This window comes from Wolbachia endosymbiont (group B) of Melanostoma mellinum (assembly GCF_947251465.1).
Lineage (GTDB): Bacteria > Pseudomonadota > Alphaproteobacteria > Rickettsiales > Anaplasmataceae > Wolbachia.
This window is the reverse complement of record NZ_OX366366.1, coordinates 157817-181402: the sequence shown is the minus strand read 5'-3', so window position 1 is coordinate 181402 and position 23586 is coordinate 157817. Positions and strand designations below refer to the sequence as shown.

The window sequence follows — 23586 nt, the reverse complement described above, 5'->3', positions numbered from 1 at the left end:
AGGTATAGAAGTTACCAATTAATCGTTGCTTTATAAGGGACCATAATCATTATTTCTTCGATTTTGCTTATATCTGCATTGTTGATTTTAATACTCCAATCACTACCAATTGTAAGTGAAGGATTAACAATCTTTTTAGAATTACGTTCCCAATTATAGTTATTTATCTTAATGGTTATTCGACTCATATCTGGTGTAGTGGGTATAACGCAAATGTTATTTTTTCCGTCTAAATCAACAGATGGATTTTTGACGTGAACGGGGAAAATCTCAGAGGATAGTTTGAATTTTAGCTCAGAAGAACGTCCTTTTGCTTGTTGTTTAAATTTTTCCCATTCTTCTGGATAGACCGAACTTAGATTTACGACTAACGTACCTTGATAATACTTTATTTGATTAAGATCTTTCACCTGTTTGCTCAAAGTTCTACCTCCATTTAGAGCTGTATAGTCCAAATGAATTATCACATCAGAAATAGTGCTAATATCAAACCTATTAGTTGCTTGAGGTAAGCTCAGCTCCCAAGTAGAAACTGTACCAGTACCTTCAAATGGTAAGTAACGTTCATCACCAAAGCTGAGTTCAAATAGTCCACTATCTTGATCAGATCTTGAAATCGCAATCTCTTGGTTTGGTTTCCAGTTAGCTCTTAAAAGATCATTTTCAGGTTGTTCTTCTTCACCTGGGTTTAATAAGTATTTTATAGCATTTATTGCCCCCTCACTTTTTAGTATTATGTGGTTACTTGTTTGTTGCAAGCTTGCATGAACATTTTCATAAGGACCAACTACTGCTGGAATAGTAATCTTTATATCTTTGATCTTACGAGCATAGTGGCCAGGAAAGTCAAGATCAAATATTTTTTCCGTGAGAGAGAATTTACATTTTCCCTTAGTTTTAAGCTCATAAAGTGCTATAGGATCAAGATGTTTTAGTGAAATGACTTTGTTGATCTCCAATCTTCTTTCATTGGTATCATGATATTCCTTATCAAGCTGTTCGAGATCAAATTTTAGTTTTTGCCCTGAAAGTAGACCTTCTTTTAAACTGTTCCAGTGTCCTGGTTGAATGAATGTTTTATCATTATCAATCTCATACTGATAAGCCCATTCAGCTTGCCTCGCAATTTCCAGTGCAAGTCTATAAACCCTAATATATAAACTTTTAAGCTCACCTTTCATCCAACTGTACAGTTCTTGGTTGGTAAATTTACTTCTAAAGAATTGTTCTTTTTCTCTGATTTGCTTGATTGATTCCTCGTGAGCTTTAAGGTCTTGTACAGCGTTTGCCTGATTTATCTTGTTAGCTTCTATTTGATAGCTAATTTGTTCAGTATCATAAGTTGCCATAGTCTTCTGCAAATCCCAATCTTCAGCTCTTCTTTCATAACTTGCTGAAGTACTAAGGTTCTGTGAAAGAGCACCAGCCACGCTAGAAAATATTTCAAGCCCACGTGCTATTGAATCTGCAGAGCTACCAGGTTGAAAACCTCCACAAGAAAAGCCAAATATTGTAGGGATAAGGTGTATTGGTGCTGCGACTTGTCTAGCAATACCTGCTGCAGTTAATGTAATAGTTGAAGCTACAGATGTGGCCATTGAAGAAATCTCAAGAGCAGACCAGCCTTTTTCAATCAACTTCTCATAGTGGGATTTACGATTTCTTGCACTGCTTAAACTTGCATTAAGTGCTTTAGCTTCTTCTTTTAATCCTTCAATGGCCTTTTCCTTCATGATCATCATTAATTTTGCCATTATTCCCTCTTGCTTGTTGTAAAGCAAAGTAAGAGCTTCAGCATCTTTTTTCTCTAAAACGCTTAATAGCTCTGAACCAATTTGAGTAACAGTATCAGCAATTGATTTAGCATAAGTAATCATGTACTTAAAACGGTAATGAGGCACTTGGGCTATTTTTGATAACCTTATAGTACTTCCACCGGCTGCAGCACTAATTAATTGCCCTGGATCAATTGATGGTTGGAATAAAGGAAGTTCTAAACGTTTACCTTTAATATCCAAGCAATGTCTTATCTTATACAGACGATCTTCGATCGTATTCCATAAATTGGTAAATTTTTTATTTTCTGGAGTACAGAAGTAACCACAATATGTAGTAAGGTCAATTACAGCAGCGCTAGGGCGATTTTGTGTATTCTGAACAATGTTTTTTGGAGCGCTTGCTTCTATTTTACATATATCGTATTTATCGTTTGACAATTCACATATATCCTTAGATTTAACTTTGAACTTTCCTTTCCTTTTTGGTCTTTCCCCAAGAAGGTCCCAAGCTCTGATATAAAGCATTGTCGCTTTATTAATGCTTTCCCATGTCCCTTTAGAAAATTCGAAATCACCCCAGTCAATTAGATTATCTACATATGATATTATTATATACTTTTCATGAGAAGTTTTTTTCTTATCAGCCTCCTTGTATGAATCAAGTGAATCCACTAACTTTCCACTATCACATTTTTTATTGTTATTGTCTTGTTTTTCATCACGTTTAGTTTTAAAAGGAATAAATTGCCATGCATCACATCCCTTTTTGAGAGGGTTGAAGATATATTGGTACCACTTACGTGCCTCGGCAAACTTTTGCTCTTGATTGAAAAGGTATGCAATCAGCGTCGGTATATGGAAGAATATCTCCCATAAATATATCCCATAAAACCCTTTAAAATCAAGCATTTGGTTTTGCACTTCTGGAGCTAAAATTGCTCCTGACCTTTCTATATAAGCCTTTGTATATAACTCATCTATAAAATCGATTACTGTATTTGATATGCTTTTTTCATAAATGAACAGTTTCTTTGCCTCAGCTCTATCTTGTTTTTCTTGTTCATTTAACTCTTCAAAATGTTTTTCTTTTCTGTCTTCTAAATTTTTTATCTCATCTTTCAAATCCTTTTCTTCTCCTTTTAACCTTTCTATTTCTATATCTTCTGTTTTTATTCGTTTGTCTAATTCATCTACCTTATCTTTCTTATCTTTTATATCTGCTAATGTTTTTATCTTATTTTTTATAGTTATAATATCTGCTGCTAACTTTGTGAATTTTTGCTGTGCTTTTAAGAATAACTCTCTATTATTAAATTCTTTTATTCTGTCACCCCTTGACTTTATTTTTGCATTTAGCTCATCTTTTTTAGCTTGATCTATACCATCCTGTTTTAATTCATTTTCAAAACCACTTACTTCTTTCTTTAGCTCTTCTACCTTAGCATCCACTGTTGCTTTTTGACCTAAACTGTTAAATTGCTTAAGTACAGTCAAAGAACGTTTCTGATTTTCATACTCTTCTTTTTCCTTTTCTTTCGCACTTATTTGTGCATCCAAAGTGTTTATTTGGGTTTGGTCTGTAACGCCTGTTTTACTTGATTTCAAACTTTCTATTTCTCCTGTTAATCGTTCTATGCTCGACTTCAAAGTTCCTTCTTCTGTTGTTACAATTTTTAATTGTGCTGCCAGTTGCTCTTCTACTTTTTGTTTTGAGTTATTCAGCCTCTTCTCTAAATTATTTACTGCTTCCTGTATTCTTCCTTGCTCTACCGATACTCTTTCCAAATTATCTTGTAAATCCTGTGGCAATTCATCTAATGACTTTTCCACATTTTTTACTTCTGGCTCTAAATCATCTATTTTCTCTACAGGCTTTATCCCATTTTGTAAGGATTGCTTTTCCACTTCTTTACTATTTAGGTCTCCTTGTAGTGTACTTCTAGTCTTTTTAGACTTACTTATATCTGATTCTTTTGCTTTCAGTTGCTCTTTCTTATCTAAAATGTCTTTATCATATTTTTCTTTTTTCTCTTGATATAGGCTTTCAACGCTTGCTAATGCACTAGACAAGTTAGAAGCCTTATTAAGCTCATACTCTTCTTCTGCCCAAGTATGTTCAGAGATATTAGTAAGATGAAAATTGTTGTTTAGAGTAAATTTTAAATTGTCAAAACCGTTCTCCATGGATGTAATTGATAACCCTTCGTTTTTAAAAGTTACTTTTAGTTTTCCATAGAACTTGATACCCTTTACTCTCTTAACCTCATTTTTTATTAAAGCTTTTTCTTTTGTTATTTCATCTCTACAGTAGTTATTGTCTGTATCATTCTCCGATCTTCCTGCTATGTGTTGTGTGTGTAAGGATATTGACTCTAGATGTCCTCTTATTTTTTCCTCGTATTCATAGTTTCTAGCAATGCTGTATGGCAATTTTTGTTGAGCTGACCAGCTATTATCAACTTTCTTAAAAGCAAAATTTACACTCAGAGTAGAGTCATCAATTGACACATCATCAATCTGTTTTTCTTTCTCAGTTTTTTGTAGCCAGAAAACAAATATCTTACCAAATGCATGAATTACTCTTGCTATACTAACTGGTATTTGCACTTCAATCTTTTCCCAAGGCCCCCATTTTTGTGGGCTTTCTTCTGTACCACTTTGAAAATTACCAATACGATAATAGTAAGTATATGGCTCAGCTATTGTTCGACCTAAAATATATAATTTCCCTCCTTCATTTTGACTTTCACTTCCTACTTTCTTCTTATCTTCATCTCCTTCTGCTTTTTCGTCTACAAGGTAATAAGTATCAACTATTTTTAAGCTAACAAGTTGTGAAAGATCTTCAAAATACTTAATGTACGCATTAGCTGCTTCCTCGTCTGTAAGGTTACCTTGCATCAAAGTGTTTTGTAGTGCTTTATACTCTGTTGTTGCGGATTTACGCAGCGTTGGGTCTAGATAATTTTCAGGATATAAAGCAATTTTCTTAGTTGCTTCCCATTCTCTATAATTATCTAACAAATCCCACATTTCTTCAGTTAATTCTTGGCTAACTGTAGCTCGTTCTTCTAGTCCTAATATGCAACGGTGAATATAAAGTTGAAGGCTATTGAGTCCTGCTTTGAGCGGAGAAATTTTTGAGCAATCACTCATTTCAACATCAATCAATAGAAACGAGTATAGGTTTCGCATATTCTCGATACCTGTATACATCTTATTACCGGTACTGTTGCGACCATGTATCATATAATTTGCTAAAATATTGCGCTTCTGATCCTCTAGATACTCCTTCACTCCTTCCACAAAACTGAGTGATGATTGTAGTTTTTTTGCAGCACTGTCATATGTATTCCACCCAGTAGATGCTGACAAACTGTGCAGATTCTTTAATTCCAACAGAATTTTGCCATCAATTGCCGCTTGCTCTGACATGTCTATAAAAGACTTGATTTTTAGCAAAGAATCTAGAGGGCTATGTTCTTTACTGAAATACTTTTTAAATGCATCAATTTCATTCATTTCATTTAGAATCTTCTTATCCCAATTAGTAAGCTGTGCTATTTTTTCTGTAACTTTGCTTTCATTGTAACTGTCACGTAGCCATTCTGCGTATTGTGATAGAGTAAGTTCATTACCAGAAAATTCATTTTGTAATGCTTTGTAATTTGCAAGAGTTTTTATCTGCTCTTCTGTCCACGTTGCTTTTAGCTTATAGGCACTTGCATGATTTGTAATATCTTCTGCATCCATTTTAAGCATTGTAAACACAGTAGCATTGTTTAAAAGCTCTTCTATTGTTGCATCATAAGTTATAGACAAGCCTACAGTATATGTACGATCATATGCGCTACTTTCCGTACCTTGGTAAGTTAAAGTTGCTATATTATTATGTATTCTTATTGACTTGCACTTATCAGGTTTATAAAGGTCAATAGCTCTCCAGGATTTGGCTGTATCATCATAAATATCTATTTTGCCAGAGTATTTTGTGCTGTTTGCAATATTTAAGAGCAGGTCATCTTGCATTCCTGTTTCTTTTGCAGTGCGCTTTATCCAACTTTTAGCTATATCTTCATCTTTAGAATAACTAGTGGAATCATAAATATACACTTGACCTGTACTTTTCTTTCCTGTGAAGAATATAGCCTTTGCACCAATTACGATTGCTGATACACTCTCATGTGCTTCGTTAATTTCATCTGTTTTTTTCCAGCTGTTGGTAGGGCTATCGTAGACATCTATATGTTTAGAGTATTGCTGATTACCCTTACACCCACCAAAGAAAACAGCTTGTTTACCAACAATTGTAACCGATACTGTATCACGTGCCTCACTTGCTGTATAATCAGCTGCTAACCATTTCTCAGTTTTAGCATCATAAATATCTATTTTATTAGACTTAGTTTGATCTGCTTTACCACCAAAGAAAATAGCTTTCCCATCAACTATAGCAACCGACGCATTCTCACGTGCTTCACCAACTGTATATGTTGTCCAACGTTTCATTGGATCAGTTCTATAAATGTCAATATCTGCTGCATCGTATATATCAATTTTAGCAGAAGGTTGGTTACCACCTTTATTTCCACCAAAGAAAATAACTTTTGTATCAACTATAGCTACTGATGCGTTTGAACGAGCTTCACTTGCTATGTGTGTTGTCCAGTTTCCATTTTCGTAAATATCTATTTTACTTGACCTTTCTTGGCCTATTTCGCCGCCAAAGAAAATAGCTTTATCACCAATCACCCCAACAGAAGCATTTGACCGTGCTTCACTTGCATTAGGTACATTTTCTTTCCATTCTCCACTTACAACATCGTAAGTATCTATTTTCGAAGAACATTCTCTATCGTTTTTGTTGCCACCAAGAAAAATAGCTTTTTTATTATCAACAACAGCTACTGCTGCACTGTCACGCGCCTCACTAGCTACTTTAGTTGACCATCTTCCGGTATCTTCATCATAAATATCGATTTTTTTAGAATACTCATTTGTACTTTTCTTACCGCCAAAGAAAATAGTCTTTGCACCAACCGTTGCTACTGCAACATTCTCTCTTGGCTCACTAATTGCATGCTCTACAAGATCCTTTTTAAGTACTTTGCTTTCTCCAAGAAAAACAGCCTTTTGACCAATGATTCCTACATCATGAACGATACTTTTATCTAATGATTCAAGTCTTAGTAGTTGTAAATTTGTTGGTTGTTTTTTTGTAAACTCATGTGTTGCAGCTAGTCCTTCTTCATTAAGCTGTTCTCCTATATATTGCAGTACTAAGTTATGAAAGGCTTTTTCATCACGTTTTAGCTTCGGATCCCTTTCCAGTTCTTCACATATTTTGCTTACCTGTTCTGTATACTTATGAGAAAGCGCAGAAGAATTTACTAGTGTACTTAACTGCTCAATAGTGATGGAATTGTTGCTTAACCAATCGCTTAACTCAATAACGTGCTCTACGTTGTTTATTGTTAGCTCACTAATGTTTAACTGTAGTAAAATCTGTATAACTTCAGCTATTGAAATATTCATCAACCTTGCTAGCAGAATTTGTTTGTTTACTTCTAAAATAAGCGATTTTCCAATTTTGCTTGATACCTTGTCATTATAATTAATCAAAGAAGTCAGTTCTTCTTTACTGATGTTCCAAATCTTTTGTAATATAGTGCTGTTATCTATGTTTGTAACAAGGTCCTTTGGTAGAGCCTGAGTCAATTCACCTAACTTTTTAAACAACAGTTTAAACCTTTCAGTTAACTGATAGAAGTTGTGTAGAAATTTTTGCTCTTTGACGCTAATTTTTTCTTGCTTCTTAGCTTTTTTGCCGTGAGTAGTAGACTGACTGAGCAGCCGTTCCACTTCCTGACGTTTTGCTCCAGTTCTTGCAATGAATTCATCAAAATTTTCTTCTTTAAATGGTTCAGAAGATTCCTCTATACCATAAATTTTCTTTAAGTCTGATTCTTTTACTCCTTGTAAAAAGAATAGAGATTCTGCTGCATTGTTTGCGTCTTCTTCACTCTTACTTCCTTCTATTGATATGGAAGCATTAGAATATAACTTGCACACTTCACTTAAAGGCTTTTTCAATTTTTCTTGTAAGCTTTTTATTCTGCTTATCTCGTTAAGAGCACCTGCGTCAACTTCATTCTTATCAATTGCAAGCAATAGATTACACAATTCATCAAACGACCAATTAAGTTTGTTTGCAAGGCGAATAAAGCGATGTAAAAATTCTAATGCCTGATCTATGTTATCTATAGTACCAGAATTGATAATTAGCTTATTGGTAGGATCAATTCTATTATAGCAGTCAATTAGCTGATCTAATTTATTGTAGTCTATGTTGGTTTGAGCAATGAATTTTTCAGCTTCCCTCAATTCACTTTTATCTATTCCGTAAACTTCATTTAAATGTGAATCTGTTGTTGTTGCATCAATAATGAGATTATATTCTTCTGGTGAAAGACTCAAAGATTCTGCAACATTGTCAGCATCTGGTTTTAGCGTCTTATATAGATCAGTTAAGGTAATGCCTTGTTTTTCGAGGTAAGCACGTATGCTAATCAAAGGAAAATTAGCGGGCAGATTAAATGGATATTTAGCTGTTGCTAACTTCTGTAGCGCATTGCCACCTAGTTTCTTATCTAGATTCTTCTCCATTATCTCATTAGCAATCTCTAGGTATAATTTTGTCTTATTTGTACTGTTGCAATCTAGTGGAAGCTCAAATAAGTCAGGACGACGTTCTTTAAGCTTATGCCCTGGAATATACTTTTCAATAGTCTCAACTAGCTTAACAAAATAAGCTGCTGGGCTTAAGACCGATTGGCAATGATCACATTCGTTATAACCTTCTTTAGTCTTAAATATAGTTTCAACCATGTTGCTATCTGTTGTCATATTATTCTCCTTGTAAACTGTGTATAATTGTGTCGCACTTCTCTGCAGTATCGTGGTCAATATTGCAGACACGTAGTGCTCGATAATGTGGTTCGGTCATTTCTCTGGCATTTTCTATATAGCGAGAGACGAACTCTCTCCTATTTAGCGCTTTCCGGTAAATATCTTTAGCTTCTTGCTCTGTGATTTTGTCTTTTACTATTTCGATAAAAACATCCTCACATAAATCTGTTATTTTAAATGCTGAGTCATATAAATACTCATCATTTTCATTTTTAAAGCTGAGTAATTTCTCAGTTATTTCCCCATTTTCTATTCCCATCTTCTCTAGGCGAATTTGAGAATCGTTCGCTGTATTTTCGTTGGTCATGTTTTTCCTCTTAATAGTTGTTTAGATTTTTAAATTAATATTTGTTGCTCGACTTAAAAAGTGATACATCCCATTCTTGCTCTGAAATTTTCCTTACCTTTTTGATATAGTTATTATTGCTCAACATATCGTTAAAATGTACTTTCTACTTATCCCGCCCCTCTATTTTTCCTTTGCTGTTGAATATGTTGTAGTCCCTGATAATATTCGAGAGCACGATTAAAAATTTTATCGATATTATCTTTTGACAGTTCCGATAATTTGTTTGCCTTAGCTTCTTCTATCTTGGATATAAACTTATCTTTTATTTGATTAACTAGTTCTATATTTCCAGGAGTGTTACGTTGGGCATAGTCAATCTTTCGAAGTATACCTAGTGCCCCTTCTTTTCCGCTTGTTCTTTGTACAGTATCAATACCCTGCCCTGTACCAAGGTTTGCCTCTTTTCGTGATTGAACTTGAACATGAGCTAATTCAGAAATTAATTCCTTGATTTCTTGTGATGTCTCACGGGAGCTTTGATATTTTGGGTTAAGAGTCAATGCAACAGTGTGGGCTTGAGGATAATCATTTCCATACCCTCCTCTTTGAGCTTGAAACATAGTATTTTCCTTACTATCAGGAGCAACAAGAAAATCTCTTTTTTCCTTCAATTTTTCTGCAGCCCTTTGCTCAATAGCACCTACATACAAGTAATGCTTAAACCTAGATAGATAATGACTTGCAGTACTGCGTTTTTTACCTACAACTTTCCTACTTGTTTTGTTCTGTTTATTTTCAATATTAGCTTGAAAATCCTCAGTATTCTCACTTTCAGAATCTGATCCGACAAAGTAGTATTCTGGATATGGTCTAGATTTTGGATCTAACTTATCATCCTTTTTATCTTGTTCTGGCGTGCCTGTATCTTCAAATAAATCTTCCTGGTCATCATCATTGCTTATATCACAATCGTTATAGCTAACTTTCTGTTTTTTGCTCAGTCTTTCTGATCCCATTCCCCCAACATCAACACCATTAACTGGATTACCTTTAATAAACTGAAATAAATTCAACCCATCAACAGTCCCCGCCGGATCAGGATTAATCCACCTTAAGAGCCAAGGTGCGTAGTAACGCATACCATAGTAATACAGACCTGTGCTCTCATCTCTTTCTTTCCCTGAATACCGATATTCTTTTTCTGTAACTTCACGAGCAGTTTTGCCAGCAATCAGCGCTGTGCCACCAAACGGTAAATACTCTTCATAAGTTATGATTTCAGCATTATCATTTAATTCTAACGCTACTGAATCTAAATGATTACTCAGCTGATAACGGTTTTGGCTTTTTCTAGTTTCTTCAGGGCTTCCTTTAGTGTAGCAGTGATGTAGAGCTACTCTACTTTTATCATCCATCACATGGACAGTATACTTCTCTTTGCTTAAACTATTATTTTGGTAAGTTCTAGTAACTTGAATATCGCCAAAATAAATTTTTTCTACTCGAGTAAAATTTCTTTCATTGTTCTGATAAGTTTCAGTTACTTTGCGGACTCGTTGTCCACTGCTATCATAAACATAATATTCACTATCATTTTTCCCTCTAGGCCTAGTTATAATATCAACATAGGCGATGTTATCGCGGTAATTCCAGTGCAAGTTCTGTGTACCACTGAGCTTCAATAAATTACCCCTTTCAGCGTAACTTCCATCTATATCATTTTCATTTACTGGCCTTTTATCTATTATCGGCAAACTGCGATTAGATTTATTCGATATGTAAAACTCTTTAGTGGAACTATTTTTTCCGTTATGCCTAATTTTTGTAATATTACTGCCATAATCAAAATCATAATATTCAGTATAATTACTGATCGCATTTTGGTTATTTAGATGCGAAATTGGTGTAATGTAATCATCATTATCGCTAATGCCTTTCTTTCCACTTAAGGCAGGATGCTCTTTTCCAGTTGCTTGAGTCAGTCGATAAAGCGAATCGTAATGATAATCTGACTTAGTATCTATACTTTTATTATCTGGAAAAATAGTTCTATAAGACTCATCATCCATTGTAGTAATATTACCAACAGGGTCATAAGTGTAGTTAATACTTTGTAATTTCTTTTGCCCTTTGACGCTTTCAAGTTTGGTTAATCTAAATGTTTTCGAGTCATAGCTATAGCTGGTAACAACCCTATTGCCATAGCTAATCGATGTACGTTGACCTTTAGGATTATAACTGATATCAGAAACATAGGTTTTTATATTTTCTCCTTGCTTCTTAAGGTTAATTTGTTTTACTCTGCCAGCTATATCATAAATTGGAATATGAGTATTATTTTGCGAATCAGTCTTTTCAATTATTTCGCCTAAGGCATTGTACTTAACTGTGGAATTAAACACTTCCTGTTCAAGATCTGCATGTACCGTAACAATACTTTCAACGTTTTGCCAATTTGCCTCTTGTTTATAATTCTTCCTCAGAATGTAGCTACTTTTTAATGTCTGACCTTTAAAATCATTTTCTTTAGCTTCAGTTAATCCTGCTTGGTCATAATGAGCAATCAGAGTTCCATAGCGATTGGTAGCTTTATCTTGAATGTCTTCAGAATAAAAGAATCTTTCGACAACATTACCATTTAAATTTAGATCCTGATCAGTAACTTTTACTCTTACTGGCCGTTGCAATTTATCATATTCTGTGTAAGTAAGCGACCCTTTGCCATCCCAATTATACACTGCACTTCCAGCAACATTTGCTAAATTCCAGGTCTCTCCAGCATCAACACTGATACTTTTCAAGAGTCCTGCCATAGAGTAAACATGACGAAAGTTTTTTACTCTCTCATTTTCTGATTTGCCTTTATTTTGTTCATAAAACCTTGGGTCTATACTTTCCAGTTCATTTCCTTGAATATCAAGTTTTACGTGAGATTTTAATTCTACATTGCTTTGTTCGTTATTGTTTAAAATCTCTATCTGTAAAAACTTTCTTCCTAAACTATCCAAATGTTCTATTGTTGGTGTATTGTAGTGTTTTTCTGCTTTGCTCAGTGCATCTTTTTCATCTCTTAAAGCTACCTTTTCTGCTGCGCTTGCGCTATTCCATTTTTCGGTAAATTCTTTGTAATACTCTGAATCTTTCACGGTATCATTAAGATCAAAGTGCTTGATAGTCCACGAATCAAATTCTACTTTGCTGAAAAAACCTTTTGCTGTGTCGATACGAATATTTCTTAGCAGAGGATCATAATAAAGAGTGTCAGATACTCCTTGATTATGCACACTCTCTTCGAGGTCATAAAGAGGTGTATTGCTATAAAAAGGTTCATACTTTTTCACCTCCGTGCCTTTATTGTTATATACAACTCTGCCTGATGCCATCCACTCTCCGGTTTCAGCATTAGTTAGCATTTTGGTCTCAAGATTTCTGCCAAAACCATCAATATGAGTTACAACTCTCCTGATTCTTGTAGAACTTCCTTCTGAAACATGAGTTTCTCTCAGCAAGTTAATCACATGCACAGGTTGGCCATTTCTTCTCCATGCTTCCAGATCATAATAAAAGAAACTTGTTGCGTTCTGTAAATAGTACTCTGGGCCATTTGCCTCTTCTGCTAGGCTTAAAATATCTTCAAAATTCGGATTCTTTCTGACTTGATACTCAAATAATGGTTTATCTCCTTTCTCTTCTCCATTTTCACTGCCATAAATAGAAGTAGCAATTACAACTCCGAGTGGATTTAAAATAACTTCTGATATGTTACCGTTATGATCAGTGAGTTTTACTGGACTTAAGCGCTGATAATCATATTCTGCTGTCGTTTCATAACTTGAGCTTGCAGTTGCCTTTACAATCGTTTTTATTGGCAGTAAATTATACTGATCATAAACAACTGCAGTCTCAGCGCCAAAAACATCAATTACTTTTTTAGGTAAATAATATTTATCACTACCACAATAATGTTGCGTAGGACTTGGTGCCCACCAGAAGTTGTTTGACGTTTTCTTATAGCCAAGATCTTTGAGCATTTGCTCAGAGGTTATTTTACCAGAAAATACTTCTTTTATTTGACTATCAGAAAATACCATAGCTTCAGTATGGTGGAGAAGCGCTTGCTTAGTTACCGATCCTAGCGGCAAAACTCCACTTTGCTCTTCATTCCAATAGTAATTGTGATTTTCACTTAAGAGTCTCGCCTCTAGGCTTGTATAATTTAAAGCTTCTTCAAACCTAATAGTCTTTTGTAGAGATCTCTCTACCTGATTTCTTAAGTCATTAATATTGATATAACCGTCAAGTAAGCCCCCAATCTCAAAAGCTTGTGATTTGTATAAAGTTCCAAGTAAGTAAAATCTTTCAGTATTATTGATGTAAAAGCTCTGTTCTAAAGTAGCGTGTAACTTTTGCTGCTCTAAATAATTATTTGGCTGATTTCGACGCGGATAAGTAATACTTGCTGATTTAGTGACATTACCATATTCATCTACTTCTAAAACAAAATCGTGCTGAATACGTGGATCACAGCAATTTCTTTCATAGTGATAACTAATTGTTTCTTGTAAGTTAACAAAAAATGTTCCGTATTTAAAAACTTTGTGAGAACTATCATTACTAGACTTCAATAATTTTACTGCAGCGCTGGATTCAGTGACTGAGTATGGATGTAAGTAGAGCTCTCCTTTATCTAAACCATAGACTTCTTGTCTTAGCACTTGCCCCTGAATAGCTCGGTATGCCTGTCTTTTGTCCTCTATTAAGATGATATTTTCATCAAATACCTGAGGAGTGATTCTTAAGGCTTTCTCATCTCCTTGGTAAAATTCTTTTCTATAGCTCTCAACTAAATTTTCTGCCTTTTTATAAGCTCCAGTATGGTACCAAGTCTTGGTATAAATAGGAGCAACATAATCTTCTTTTTGATCAGTTGTAGCAAAATCTTCAGTATCCCAAGTTTCTACAAAACCAAATCCGCGAAATTCTTTTTCAGTGTAATCATAAAATCCATGATGATAGCTATATTTGTTGGTAAGTTTACTTCCTACTATGTTGTCTATGGTTTCTATTTTTTCAACTACTTGTACTGGAAATGGCAGACTTGTAACCCAAGGACGATTTTCTTTTCTATCCTCCAAGTAAAACTTAGTAGAAGCTGCATAATGAAGACGAGTAATGTTACCCATGTTATTATCTATTTGCTTCAGTAAGTGCGGTTTTACTCCATTGTAAAAATCATAGTATAAATGCTGTAACTTTAAACTTTGATCCAGATAGCTAATAAGCAAACAGTTAGTTCCATTTCCTAGAATGTCAGCAAACTCAATACGACCAATTTGATTGTAATTCACCGGTAATTTCAAAGTTACTGGTTTACTGAAAGAGTTGCCGCTATTGTTATAATAGATATCTAAACTATTATGGTTAGCATAAACTAAATCAGTAGTACCAGAGCCATCAATGTCAGCAAAGTAAAGTCTTTTTGCATTTAATCCATTCCTAAAATATGGAGCATTTTTAAATACAACTTTTTCTCCAAATTTTCCATAGCCAAGATTTGGCCAACATTCTACTTTGCCATTTTCTATTTTTACTAGATGGCTCTTACCATCACCAAACATATCAGCGAAGCGTACTAAAGTACTCTCTGAACTGGCACGTTGATTTGGCAAGTCTTTTGGCGCTTTACTGTAAATAGCTTTTTTGTATCCTTTTTTACCAGCAGATGGATATACTCTAACGCTTTCTCCTTCAAATACTACGATATCAGTTCTTCCATCTCCTGTGACGTCTATCATCTCTTGAATTTCGCTGCTCAAGTTGATTACTTGCGATTCAAGAGGCTTAAATTCACTCCATTTACTATTACCATCAAAATCATGGTAACCCTGAAAACCACTTTCATTCACATAAAGCTGTAACTCACCGTTACCTTCTAAGCTCGTCAGTGAATAAGTAGTTTTACGAAGCAGCGATGGAAAACGCTCCAGTAGTTTAGCTTGAGCAAACTCTCCATCACCATTTGGTCTGAAATAAAGGATTGTGTTGCCATCGTTATATAATATTCCTTCAATACCTTCTTGATATAGATCTACCGATTGAAATCTTCGGTCATTTAGGTACCCAGCAAACCCTTGAATTTTTACCGGTTTAAAAGAGTTTCTATTATTTGAATTGTGAAGGTCTAAAAAATTTCCTTTTTCTTTTATGACAAGAGTTTTTTCACTGTCTTTGATTTTCCAATTTGAGTTTTCTTCAGAGATTTCTGCATTTTGTTCTGAAAAGACAAAATCTTGTTCTTTTAAAATCTGCAAAAGCTGTTTAGATGGTTTCTTGAGTGTTACCGATGAAACTGTTGAAACGTAGGTAGAATCATCACTGGTATGAGAAAAAACTAAAGTTGGTGTAGTCTTAGTGAATCTTTTGCCTTCTCTTTCATAATAGCCAACTTGTTTTACCGCTCTTAAGTATGTAATCGTTGGTTTTTCATCGTAATCAAAATATGTGCCATTTACTAATATTGGCTCTGCATCAAATCGATGATAAATTCTTATAGCTCGACATAACAGCTCAGTTCTAACTGCAAACCCTGTAATGTGTGAGGTAAATGGATCCGGGCGGATGATAGCTTTTCTCTCTTTGTTGTACTTTTTATCTATCGGACTGATAAAATCATTTTCGCCATAATCAAACAGAACTTCAAAATGGTTATAATTTAGTTCTTGGTTATATCCATAAGTAATGCGATCTATTACTTTACCACCACCTCGTCTTTCTAAGTTTGCTGTACTTGAGCGATAATAATAAAATATTTTATTTCCATATACATCACTTAATTCCTCAAGTAACCATTCTGCTATGCGGCTATTACTCTTTGGATCATAGATTTGTGCTTGTTTATTTTTACCATAAATGGCAACACTGCCATCTTTACTAGTGACTTGCCAATAAACCGTATTATCATTTCTACTTATCAAACGCTCTATTTTAGCAAACAATCCTTCAACACTTGGCTGATAATAAGTAATATCATATTTGCTATTACTTGTTTGATTAATCGCAACCAAGTCATCTGCTCCTATAAGTACAAAAACATCTTCATCATCATAAGTTGGAATTTTTTTTGATGTTTTTCTGATAATACTTGCTATTGAAACATTAAACCCTATACCAAATACTCCATTGCCACCACCAGAGCTATAATCAACACTTAAAGAAGGCGAAAAATTACGGCACGTTGGAAGTGGAATTGGTATTGAGAAGGACCCAGTACCGGTGAACGAATTAGCTTGAAAAGCTTCACTGATTCCTTTTATAGCTCCTCCACCTTTTGGTAATTCAAGCTTTTTGGCCTCAATAGTAGACTTTTGTGAAGTATCTTTGTTATGTTCCATTTGATTTGATTGCGTGAAAACGCGCTTTTATGTTATATATATACAAGATTGGTAAAAAAAACGTCCAAATTATTTTTATCAAAAAAGTCTTGCCTTAAACTTATATTACTTTGATAGCACATCAATTACTCTTTGATGACTTTCTATCATTGCCTTTGCTTCTTGCTGCAAACATTTAATATTTTGAGGTGTTATATCATCCATTTCAGCTGATGCTACTTTCAATTGTGATTGTATTCGCATATATTTATCATCTATTACTTGCTCTAGTTGATAATCAACACAATCCAATCCAGAGGCAAACATCACATTCAGTAGTGGCTTGACCCACCCTATTTTGCCAAATTTCCTTGAGTTAGCATACTTTATACTTCTATCTGTTCCACCAGTGCCTATTGATAGCAGTATAATCTCATCATTTGGAAATAATCTCTTGCCACTTGCATATGCACAAGCTGCTGGATTATTAGCAAACACTCCGCCATCTATCAACACTCTCTCTGTTTGGCTAATTTTCAGACGTTTTGGTGTAAAGTACGTTGGAGCAGCTGTTGTAGCTCTGAGTGCATCTTTCAACTTAATGTTTTCTTCTTTCCAACTTTTAAAGAAAAATTCACAACTATTGTGAATGTCATAACTGGTGAGTAGTAGATTACTTGCAACATCGGCCATAGTACTTTCACCAAAGTATTTGTTGAGAATAAATTCCATATTTCTATACGAGTACTGAGAACCACTCAGCCAAGAAGCAATTGATTTTCTCCAAAATGATGATTGAAAGATATATGCTCCATACTCTTGATAAAGTTCAACCAAATCATTGGCAGAGTATTGAAGTTTATTGCTTTTACAAAGTCCAGCAACAATAATTCCACCGGTTGAGGTGCCTGCCATTAAATCAAAAATCTGGGAAATTGGCTTTTTTGTCCTAGATTCAATTTCTGCTAGAATAATGGCAGGAATTATTCCTCTGATTCCACCTCCATCAACAGATAAAATATACTTTGCCACTTTTTTATTTTTGTCTCTGCTCAAGTTCATTAACTTCCTCAGCAAGGTTTTTGACCCTTTCTTCAAGGCGATAGATGATTTCTGTAGTCCTTTGATTTTGCTCTATAAATTTATCATGCATATGCACTCTTAAATCGAGTTTGGCCAGCCACCAGATCAATGCTATTGTTTGTATTACCATAGTAGCAATTACTGCTATAGGAATCTTTCCTGTGTTTGTCATTTTTTTAAGGAAAAGCTGTATATAGATATATACAAGATTCATCAAAAATACGTCCAAAAAATCTTTTCTAAAATAAAGTTAATTAGTTGCACTAAACAAGCGATGTAAATAATATAATCAACATGAAATCTAGCCTTTTTTGGAAATTGGTAACAAGTTCAATAATACCAATAATATGCGTTATTGTTCTGTATAAGCACTTTAGTACAGACCAATTATCAAAAGATGTGCCAATAAAAAGTAAGGCAAGTGGCAATGATCTGGAAACATTATCTACTGCAGCTGAAAAATGTAATTTAGATACTGTAAGATCCTTAATAAAAAATGTAGTAGATATCAATGCTACTCATCATTTTGGTGCAACATCATTACACTATGCTACAAGCGGAGGCTGTTTAGAAGTCGTAAAATTTCTAATTGAAGAGGGCATTGATATAAATACTACTGATGCTTTTGGCTGGACAGCTTTGCACTATGCTGCACAGGAAGGACGTTTGGAAATTACTAAATTTCTACTGGAAAATGGAGCACATCCTCTTGCTAAAAATAAAGATAAAAAAACTCCTTTAGATCTTGCTGTAGAGGAATTAAACAATAATAAAGAAGATATTTATGAGGAAATTATCAAATTACTTTCCCACTATCAATTGTTCCCATAACTGCTGTTAATATAGTACGATAGCCAAGATTATCAACTACATGCTCAGCCTTATTTATTATCCACTCGCCATAAATTTCCTTGCGAAACCCAGAAAGGTTGATCTTTGCTTCAGCAAATAATTCAGGATTTCCTGGCATTGTGACATTGAGTGTTGCTGCATTACTCATCAGCTGATTCAACTTCGCAGATGCTGCACTTTGTGCCAAATCACTACTTGCATAAATATCTCGCAAAATATAGCTTGGTTCTTGATCACCTACTTTTTCCGTTATTGTCTCTGCTTTTTCATAATCATACCAGTAAGCAATAACCGAGCCATATTGATTACGCTCATTAAATTTTACTTTCCAATTTGTAATATCTCTAGGTGTTAAAGTAATAGTGCTTAAAGTTTTTCCGGTAACTGATTTTGCTTTTCCTTTTGAAACAAACAGTAAATATCCTCCTGCAGGTTTTGCTATTGCTCCATAAATTTGAGCAAGCCTGGTTAAAAAATGCATATCGCTCTCTGCAGTTTGATCAATATGTGATATCATGATATTTACAAACTCTGCAGCAACTTTAGCTTGATAGCCATGTTTGTCTGCAATCTTTTTTACCAAATCATTTAAGGTAATTTGATGCCACTCATTAAACACTTGTTCCTTTAATGACTCTTTTAGATCCGCTGCATGACTTTTAATCTTTAGTGATTGTGGCGGGCCTTGTAGCGTAATTTCATTTACTATATAATCTCCCATTGGCACAATGCCAGTTTCCTTATACCCGAGTAAAATATTTAGCTTTGCCCCAGTTCTAGGAATCTCAAATAATGAATCACGGTCGTCAAGGTGAATTACAGCAGTATCACTTATTATTCCAGCTTCATCAGTAATGTGCATTGATATTAGCCGACTCTTTACTAGTTCAGTGATTAAAATCCCTTCTACTGAAATGCTAAAATCTGGTGTCATTTCAATCCCATAGTTTCACTACTTGCTTTTGTGTTTCTTTTTGAATAACAGGAAGTTTAATAATTAATCCTGCAGGAAGAAGCTCGTACTCTGCAAGCCCAGAGTTAGCTTTTAACACAACCTCAATTGCTCCAGAGCTGAATCCATAGTGTTTCCAACAAATAAAATCCAACATGTCATTTTCTTTAGTCTTGTAGTACATCATTGTCAGTTACAGTAAAGTCAGTAGTGCTATTTCGTGATGATAAATTGCTATCTAGTAATACGTTATCATAACGTTTTAAACTTAAATGAAACTCAATCTTTCTTGGTTCACCATTTGGAAAAAAATATTTCTGCGTTTCTTCTATTTTCACAATAACAAAATGGCCTAAAATGTTACCTTGGCCATCAATAAGTAAAAGAGGTTTCGATGAATTTCGCATATTATTTATTTGCTTCAGCCCTCCTGAATAGATTACTCCTGCAAGCTCAACAATGTCCTCTCCAGGACCAATACTTTGAAGCAATGGCTTTTCCCCAATACGCTCAAGTGCAGGCCAGCGATATTCACTTCTGCGTGTAAAGCCTTGCTCAATTAATGAAAATCTATATGGACCAAGAGATAACATAATTTAATTTATATCGTAAAGTGCGCCACTAAATTGCTCTCTAATTCGCTCCATTACTTCATCAGCAATGCTACGTGTATCTTGCCCAGGGGTTGAATGAATATTAATACTGAAGTGATTATTTTGAGTTTTATTCTCTACAGCTTTACTGTGTGCCGCAATGGGGTACTTAAGAGAATCACTTATAACGTTATTTACAGACTTAACTTCTAGTTTAGACTCATTTCTTTTATTCCACAGATTACTGATTGTTCTAAAGGGCTGAGTAAGTATCCGTTCAGAGGTGTGGCAAGGATAAAAAACAATTGACATAATATATTAAAGTAGTAATAACACAAAATGTTGATAGTAAAGTAAGGCTAGATGCTTCAATTGTTGATCAGTATTGTAGAGTTATGTAAAAACTTAGAGCAGAAAGTAGCAAAGCTTGAAGAAAAAAATAAAATCTTAGAAATAGAGAATGCTGAACTAAGAGAGAGACTCGGCTTAAACTCAAGGAATTCATCTTTACCAAGTTCAAAAGAGCTGTACAAAATAAAAAAAGACACACCAGAAGATAAGTCAGAGGGCGGCAGGAAGATAGGTGGTCAAGTTGGACATAAGGGGAATTGCCGAGCTAAAATGGAAGCAGATGAGGTGGTGAAGGTAGAGTTACCAAATAGATGCGAGTGTGGTGAAGAAATCGCAATATCGGAAAAACCATATGTCTATCAAAAAGTTGATTTACCAGAAATTAAGCCTTACGTAGTTGAGTATCAATTAGAACATGGTCGCTGTCGTAAATGCGGAAAAAGAAGGAGTAGCAAATTACCAGAAGGAGTTACACCGGATACCTTTGGTCCTAGAGTTAAGTCAGTAGTTGCATCACTAAGTGGGTTTTATAAGAATTCAAAGCGAGAAATAGCGAATATTATGAAAGACATCTTTAACATGAGTATAAGTGTTGGTAGTGTGTCCAATAGTGAAGCAAGGGTTTCGTCAAAATGTAAAGAAGCCTATGAACAAATAGAGGAAGAAATAAAAGCAAGCGAAATTTTGCATATTGATGAAACCAGTCACTACAACAAAGGCAAATTGGGATGGTGCTGGATGTTTGCCAACAATAAAGCAAGTCTTATGAAGTTAGCAGATACAAGAGGAATGAAATTTTTAAAGAATAGTGCATTTTGTGATTACAAAAACCTGGTAATTACTGACAGATATGCAGTTTACAACCACTTCAGTGATGAAAAACGACAAATTTGTTGGGCTCACTTATTGAGAAATTTCGAGAGGTTATCTCATAGTTGGAATAGTGAAGTAATGAGACTTGGCCATTGTTTAAAAGACGCAGCTAATGGATTGTTTGTATTAAAAAACGCTTTGTCAGAAAATGAAATTAGTATTTCAAAGTTCACTAAGCAAGCTAAAGAATTACGAAGATACATACAGTACTGCATGATAAAAATATCTTATATACTTGAAGCAAAAGGAGCTTCACGAACGGTAAAGGGTATTATAAAATCCGAGTCAATGATGTGGACATTTTTGGATGACCCAGAGAATATTCCATTAACGAATAACCATGTTGAGCGACAGATACGGCATTATGTTGTCTATCGTAAGAATTCATATTTTGCACAGTCAGAGCGAGGGAATAGATTTCTTGAGCGGATAATTTCGTTGTATCTGACTTGGAAACAAAAGGAATTAAACCCTTTTCAAAACCTGCTAGCTGTTGTTTCTTAAACCACACCTCTGAACGGATACCTGAGTAATATTATTCCAAAATTTTCCTACCCAATCAGAAAAAGATTTCCATACAATTTTCACTGATTCCCAGATAGTAACAAAAAAGTTCTTTACCACTTGCCATTTGGTAATTATCAAAGTTGCAGCAACAGCAAGACCGCCAATAACGAGTCCCATAGGGTTACTCATTAAGGCAATTGTCAATGCTTTAAATCCAGCAATTATTGCTGGAAAAACTGCAGAAAGACCTATTTTTACCAAAGTAATAACAGATCCAAACACTTTCCAAGTAGATAAAAGAGCGAATAAGGAACCTTTTACAAAAGTCCAAGCATATCCAAGAGATATGGCTGCTATTTTAATGCTAATCAAAGCAGTAATTGTGCTCATGATTACTGTAGTCAGTATTGGATATTCTTTTGCATACAGCGCTACTTGTGTAGTTGCTGACTTGAAAAGATTAACAGTAAAATTTAAAGGTGGTAATAATACCGTACCAAGATTCATACCCAATTCTGCTATTGAGTTCTTAAGTAACTGAAGATTATTTGCTGTAGTATTTGCTCTATTTTCAAACTCTCTTTGCATTGAGCCATGATATTCTTCGTTTATTAATCGCAAAGATTTTCTATATTCATCTAGACTACCAGTAAGTAGCGCTATATCATCCTGATATTCAAGACCAAAGAGGTCAAAGAGAACGCTAGAACGTTCTTGCTTATCTAATTTTGCAACTGTTTCTAAAAACTTAAGTAATGTACCTTGTGCATTCTTACCGATTGCTTTCTCAAACTCCTGAGCATTTATTTTTAGCTGCTGAAAAGCTTTTTGAAAATTGCCACCTTGCTTACTTGCTGTTTGCAACTTGCTGAGCATTGCATTAATCGCCGTACCTGCTTTTTCAGGAGTTTTGCCAAGACTAATGAAGCTACTTGCTAAAGCTCCTGCTTCCACTGCAGTTAAGCCAAATTGCCTTGCTGTACCACCAATCCTGTTTAGCGTTGGAACAATGTCCTGAGCCTTTGCCGCAGTGTTATCAGAGATATGGTTTATCGCATCGCCAACGCTTTTCATTTCACCAATTTTAATTTGATAAATATTAGAAAGTTTAGCAATAGCGTCGCCTGCTTCTTCTGCTGACATATCAAATGCAGTTGCCATTTTGGCCACAGTGTCTGTAAAGATTGTAAGATCTTTAGCTGCAATACCAAGCTGACCACCACTTGCAGTAATTTGTGCAAGTTCTGCTGCAGATAGCGGAATTGTCCGTGACATTTCCTTTAATGTTTCACCAAGCTTTGTTAAACCATTTACATCTGTATCTTCAAACTTTACAACTTTCTTTACATCAGCCATAGCACTCTCAAAACTAATTGCAGCCTTAAGTGGTGCTGCAAGGGTGAGGCCAAGTGCCACGGTATCCATGATTTGAGCTCTAAAATTTGCTCTTTGCGCTAAAGCTCCTTTACGTTTTTGTATTACGGAATTTAAAGCTGTATAGTTATTTTTAAGCTTTTCAATAGAAGAGCCAAGTTTAACTTGATCTCCAATAAGAGATTTTATATTTCTACCACTTTTACTGAACTCCGTGCGTAAATGGTGGAGAGCACTTCTTTTTTGTAAATAAGCTGTTTTAGCTTTCAGTGCTGCAGTTTTAGACCTTGTAAACTCGTTTTGCAGGCTCTTACTTGGTGCTCCTGTATTTTTTATCTGCTGGGCAAGAGATTTTGTTTTTATTTCTAGTTCATTCCAAGAACGCCTAGCAAGCAGAGCATCGTGGCTTAATTGTTTAAACTTGGATACTGATTTACTTGATGATTCAAGTTGTTTTATCGTACTACCAATACGAGAAAGTTGCTTCGTGCTACCTGCTATCGTACTATTAAAACTGCTTTGCAGTGTTGCTCCAATTACTATAGAAATTGCCTTCATTTGTATAATTTTCCGCTACTTTCAAACCAAGTAATAA

General features: G+C 34.8%; 12 protein-coding genes. 2 read left to right on the top strand and 10 right to left on the bottom strand.

Going from position 1 to position 23586, the window contains the following annotated elements:
* Nucleotides 1–11 precede the first annotated feature (11 nt).
* The 5 genes from OPR42_RS00785 to OPR42_RS00765 form a co-directional block, all read right to left on the bottom strand.
* Nucleotides 12–8684, bottom strand: a complete 8673-nt coding sequence (locus OPR42_RS00785) for a Tc toxin subunit A-related protein (RefSeq protein WP_265041529.1) — start codon at nucleotides 8682–8684, stop codon at nucleotides 12–14.
* 1 nt (nucleotide 8685) lies between these two features.
* Nucleotides 8686–9054, bottom strand: coding sequence for a hypothetical protein (locus OPR42_RS00780; RefSeq protein ID WP_265041528.1), 369 nt, complete (start codon nucleotides 9052–9054; stop codon nucleotides 8686–8688).
* Nucleotides 9055–9203: 149 nt separating this feature from the next.
* Nucleotides 9204–16427: a SpvB/TcaC N-terminal domain-containing protein gene (locus tag OPR42_RS00775; RefSeq protein WP_265041527.1), complete on the bottom strand. Its 7224-nt coding sequence runs from the start codon at nucleotides 16425–16427 to the stop codon at nucleotides 9204–9206.
* Nucleotides 16428–16532: 105 nt separating this feature from the next.
* On the bottom strand, nucleotides 16533–17438 hold the full coding sequence (locus tag OPR42_RS00770) for a patatin-like phospholipase family protein (RefSeq protein WP_265042350.1): 906 nt from the start codon (nucleotides 17436–17438) through the stop codon (nucleotides 16533–16535).
* A 4-nt stretch (nucleotides 17439–17442) separates the two neighbouring features.
* Entirely contained in the window at nucleotides 17443–17661 is a 219-nt protein-coding gene (locus OPR42_RS00765; RefSeq protein ID WP_264375640.1) for a hypothetical protein, read from the bottom strand.
* Between the two features lie 122 nt (nucleotides 17662–17783).
* Here OPR42_RS00765 and OPR42_RS00760 point away from each other — a divergent pair, with 122 nt between their 5' ends.
* Nucleotides 17784–18320, top strand: coding sequence for an ankyrin repeat domain-containing protein (locus tag OPR42_RS00760; RefSeq protein WP_265041526.1), 537 nt, complete (start codon nucleotides 17784–17786; stop codon nucleotides 18318–18320).
* Here the strand turns inward: OPR42_RS00760 and OPR42_RS00755 are convergent.
* Genes OPR42_RS00755 through OPR42_RS00740 form a run of 4 tightly spaced genes read right to left on the bottom strand, consistent with a single transcriptional unit; the run spans nucleotide 18286 to nucleotide 20198 of the window.
* Nucleotides 18286–19275: a phage late control D family protein gene (locus OPR42_RS00755; RefSeq protein ID WP_264336807.1), complete on the bottom strand. Its 990-nt coding sequence runs from the start codon at nucleotides 19273–19275 to the stop codon at nucleotides 18286–18288. The two genes, OPR42_RS00760 and OPR42_RS00755, sit on opposite strands and share 35 nt — an antisense overlap.
* Nucleotide 19276: 1 nt before the next feature.
* Nucleotides 19277–19450 (bottom strand): tail protein X, encoded by a 174-nt coding sequence (locus tag OPR42_RS00750; protein WP_265041525.1) that lies wholly within the window; start codon nucleotides 19448–19450, stop codon nucleotides 19277–19279.
* A 10-nt stretch (nucleotides 19451–19460) separates the two neighbouring features.
* Nucleotides 19461–19886, bottom strand: coding sequence for a phage tail protein (locus OPR42_RS00745; RefSeq protein WP_264375644.1), 426 nt, complete (start codon nucleotides 19884–19886; stop codon nucleotides 19461–19463).
* 3 nt (nucleotides 19887–19889) lie between these two features.
* Nucleotides 19890–20198, bottom strand: coding sequence for a hypothetical protein (locus tag OPR42_RS00740; protein ID WP_265041524.1), 309 nt, complete (start codon nucleotides 20196–20198; stop codon nucleotides 19890–19892).
* 63 nt (nucleotides 20199–20261) lie between these two features.
* Between OPR42_RS00740 and tnpC the strand changes: the two genes are divergently transcribed.
* A complete protein-coding gene (gene tnpC, locus OPR42_RS00735) occupies nucleotides 20262–21614 on the top strand; it encodes an IS66 family transposase (protein ID WP_264330462.1) in 1353 nt (450 codons plus the stop codon).
* On the opposite strand, the gene OPR42_RS00730 is transcribed toward tnpC, so the two are convergent.
* On the bottom strand, nucleotides 21597–23549 hold the full coding sequence (locus tag OPR42_RS00730; protein ID WP_265041523.1) for a phage tail tape measure protein: 1953 nt from the start codon (nucleotides 23547–23549) through the stop codon (nucleotides 21597–21599). The two genes, tnpC and OPR42_RS00730, sit on opposite strands and share 18 nt — an antisense overlap.
* Nucleotides 23550–23586: the final 37 nt, after the last annotated feature.

Bases quoted from the DNA above. Each gene is read 5' to 3' on its own strand.
- OPR42_RS00785 (WP_265041529.1), bottom strand. From the start codon at position 8,684: ATGACAACAGATAGCAACATGGTTGAAACTATATTTAAGACTAAAGAA.
- OPR42_RS00780 (WP_265041528.1), bottom strand. From the start codon at position 9,054: ATGACCAACGAAAATACAGCGAACGATTCTCAAATTCGCCTAGAGAAG.
- OPR42_RS00775 (WP_265041527.1), bottom strand. From the start codon at position 16,427: ATGGAACATAACAAAGATACTTCACAAAAGTCTACTATTGAGGCCAAA.
- OPR42_RS00765 (WP_264375640.1), bottom strand. From the start codon at position 17,661: ATGACAAACACAGGAAAGATTCCTATAGCAGTAATTGCTACTATGGTA.
- OPR42_RS00760 (WP_265041526.1), top strand. From the start codon at position 17,784: ATGAAATCTAGCCTTTTTTGGAAATTGGTAACAAGTTCAATAATACCA.
- OPR42_RS00755 (WP_264336807.1), bottom strand. From the start codon at position 19,275: ATGACACCAGATTTTAGCATTTCAGTAGAAGGGATTTTAATCACTGAA.
- OPR42_RS00750 (WP_265041525.1), bottom strand. From the start codon at position 19,450: ATGTTGGATTTTATTTGTTGGAAACACTATGGATTCAGCTCTGGAGCA.
- OPR42_RS00745 (WP_264375644.1), bottom strand. From the start codon at position 19,886: ATGTTATCTCTTGGTCCATATAGATTTTCATTAATTGAGCAAGGCTTT.
- OPR42_RS00740 (WP_265041524.1), bottom strand. From the start codon at position 20,198: ATGTCAATTGTTTTTTATCCTTGCCACACCTCTGAACGGATACTTACT.
- OPR42_RS00730 (WP_265041523.1), bottom strand. From the start codon at position 23,549: ATGAAGGCAATTTCTATAGTAATTGGAGCAACACTGCAAAGCAGTTTT.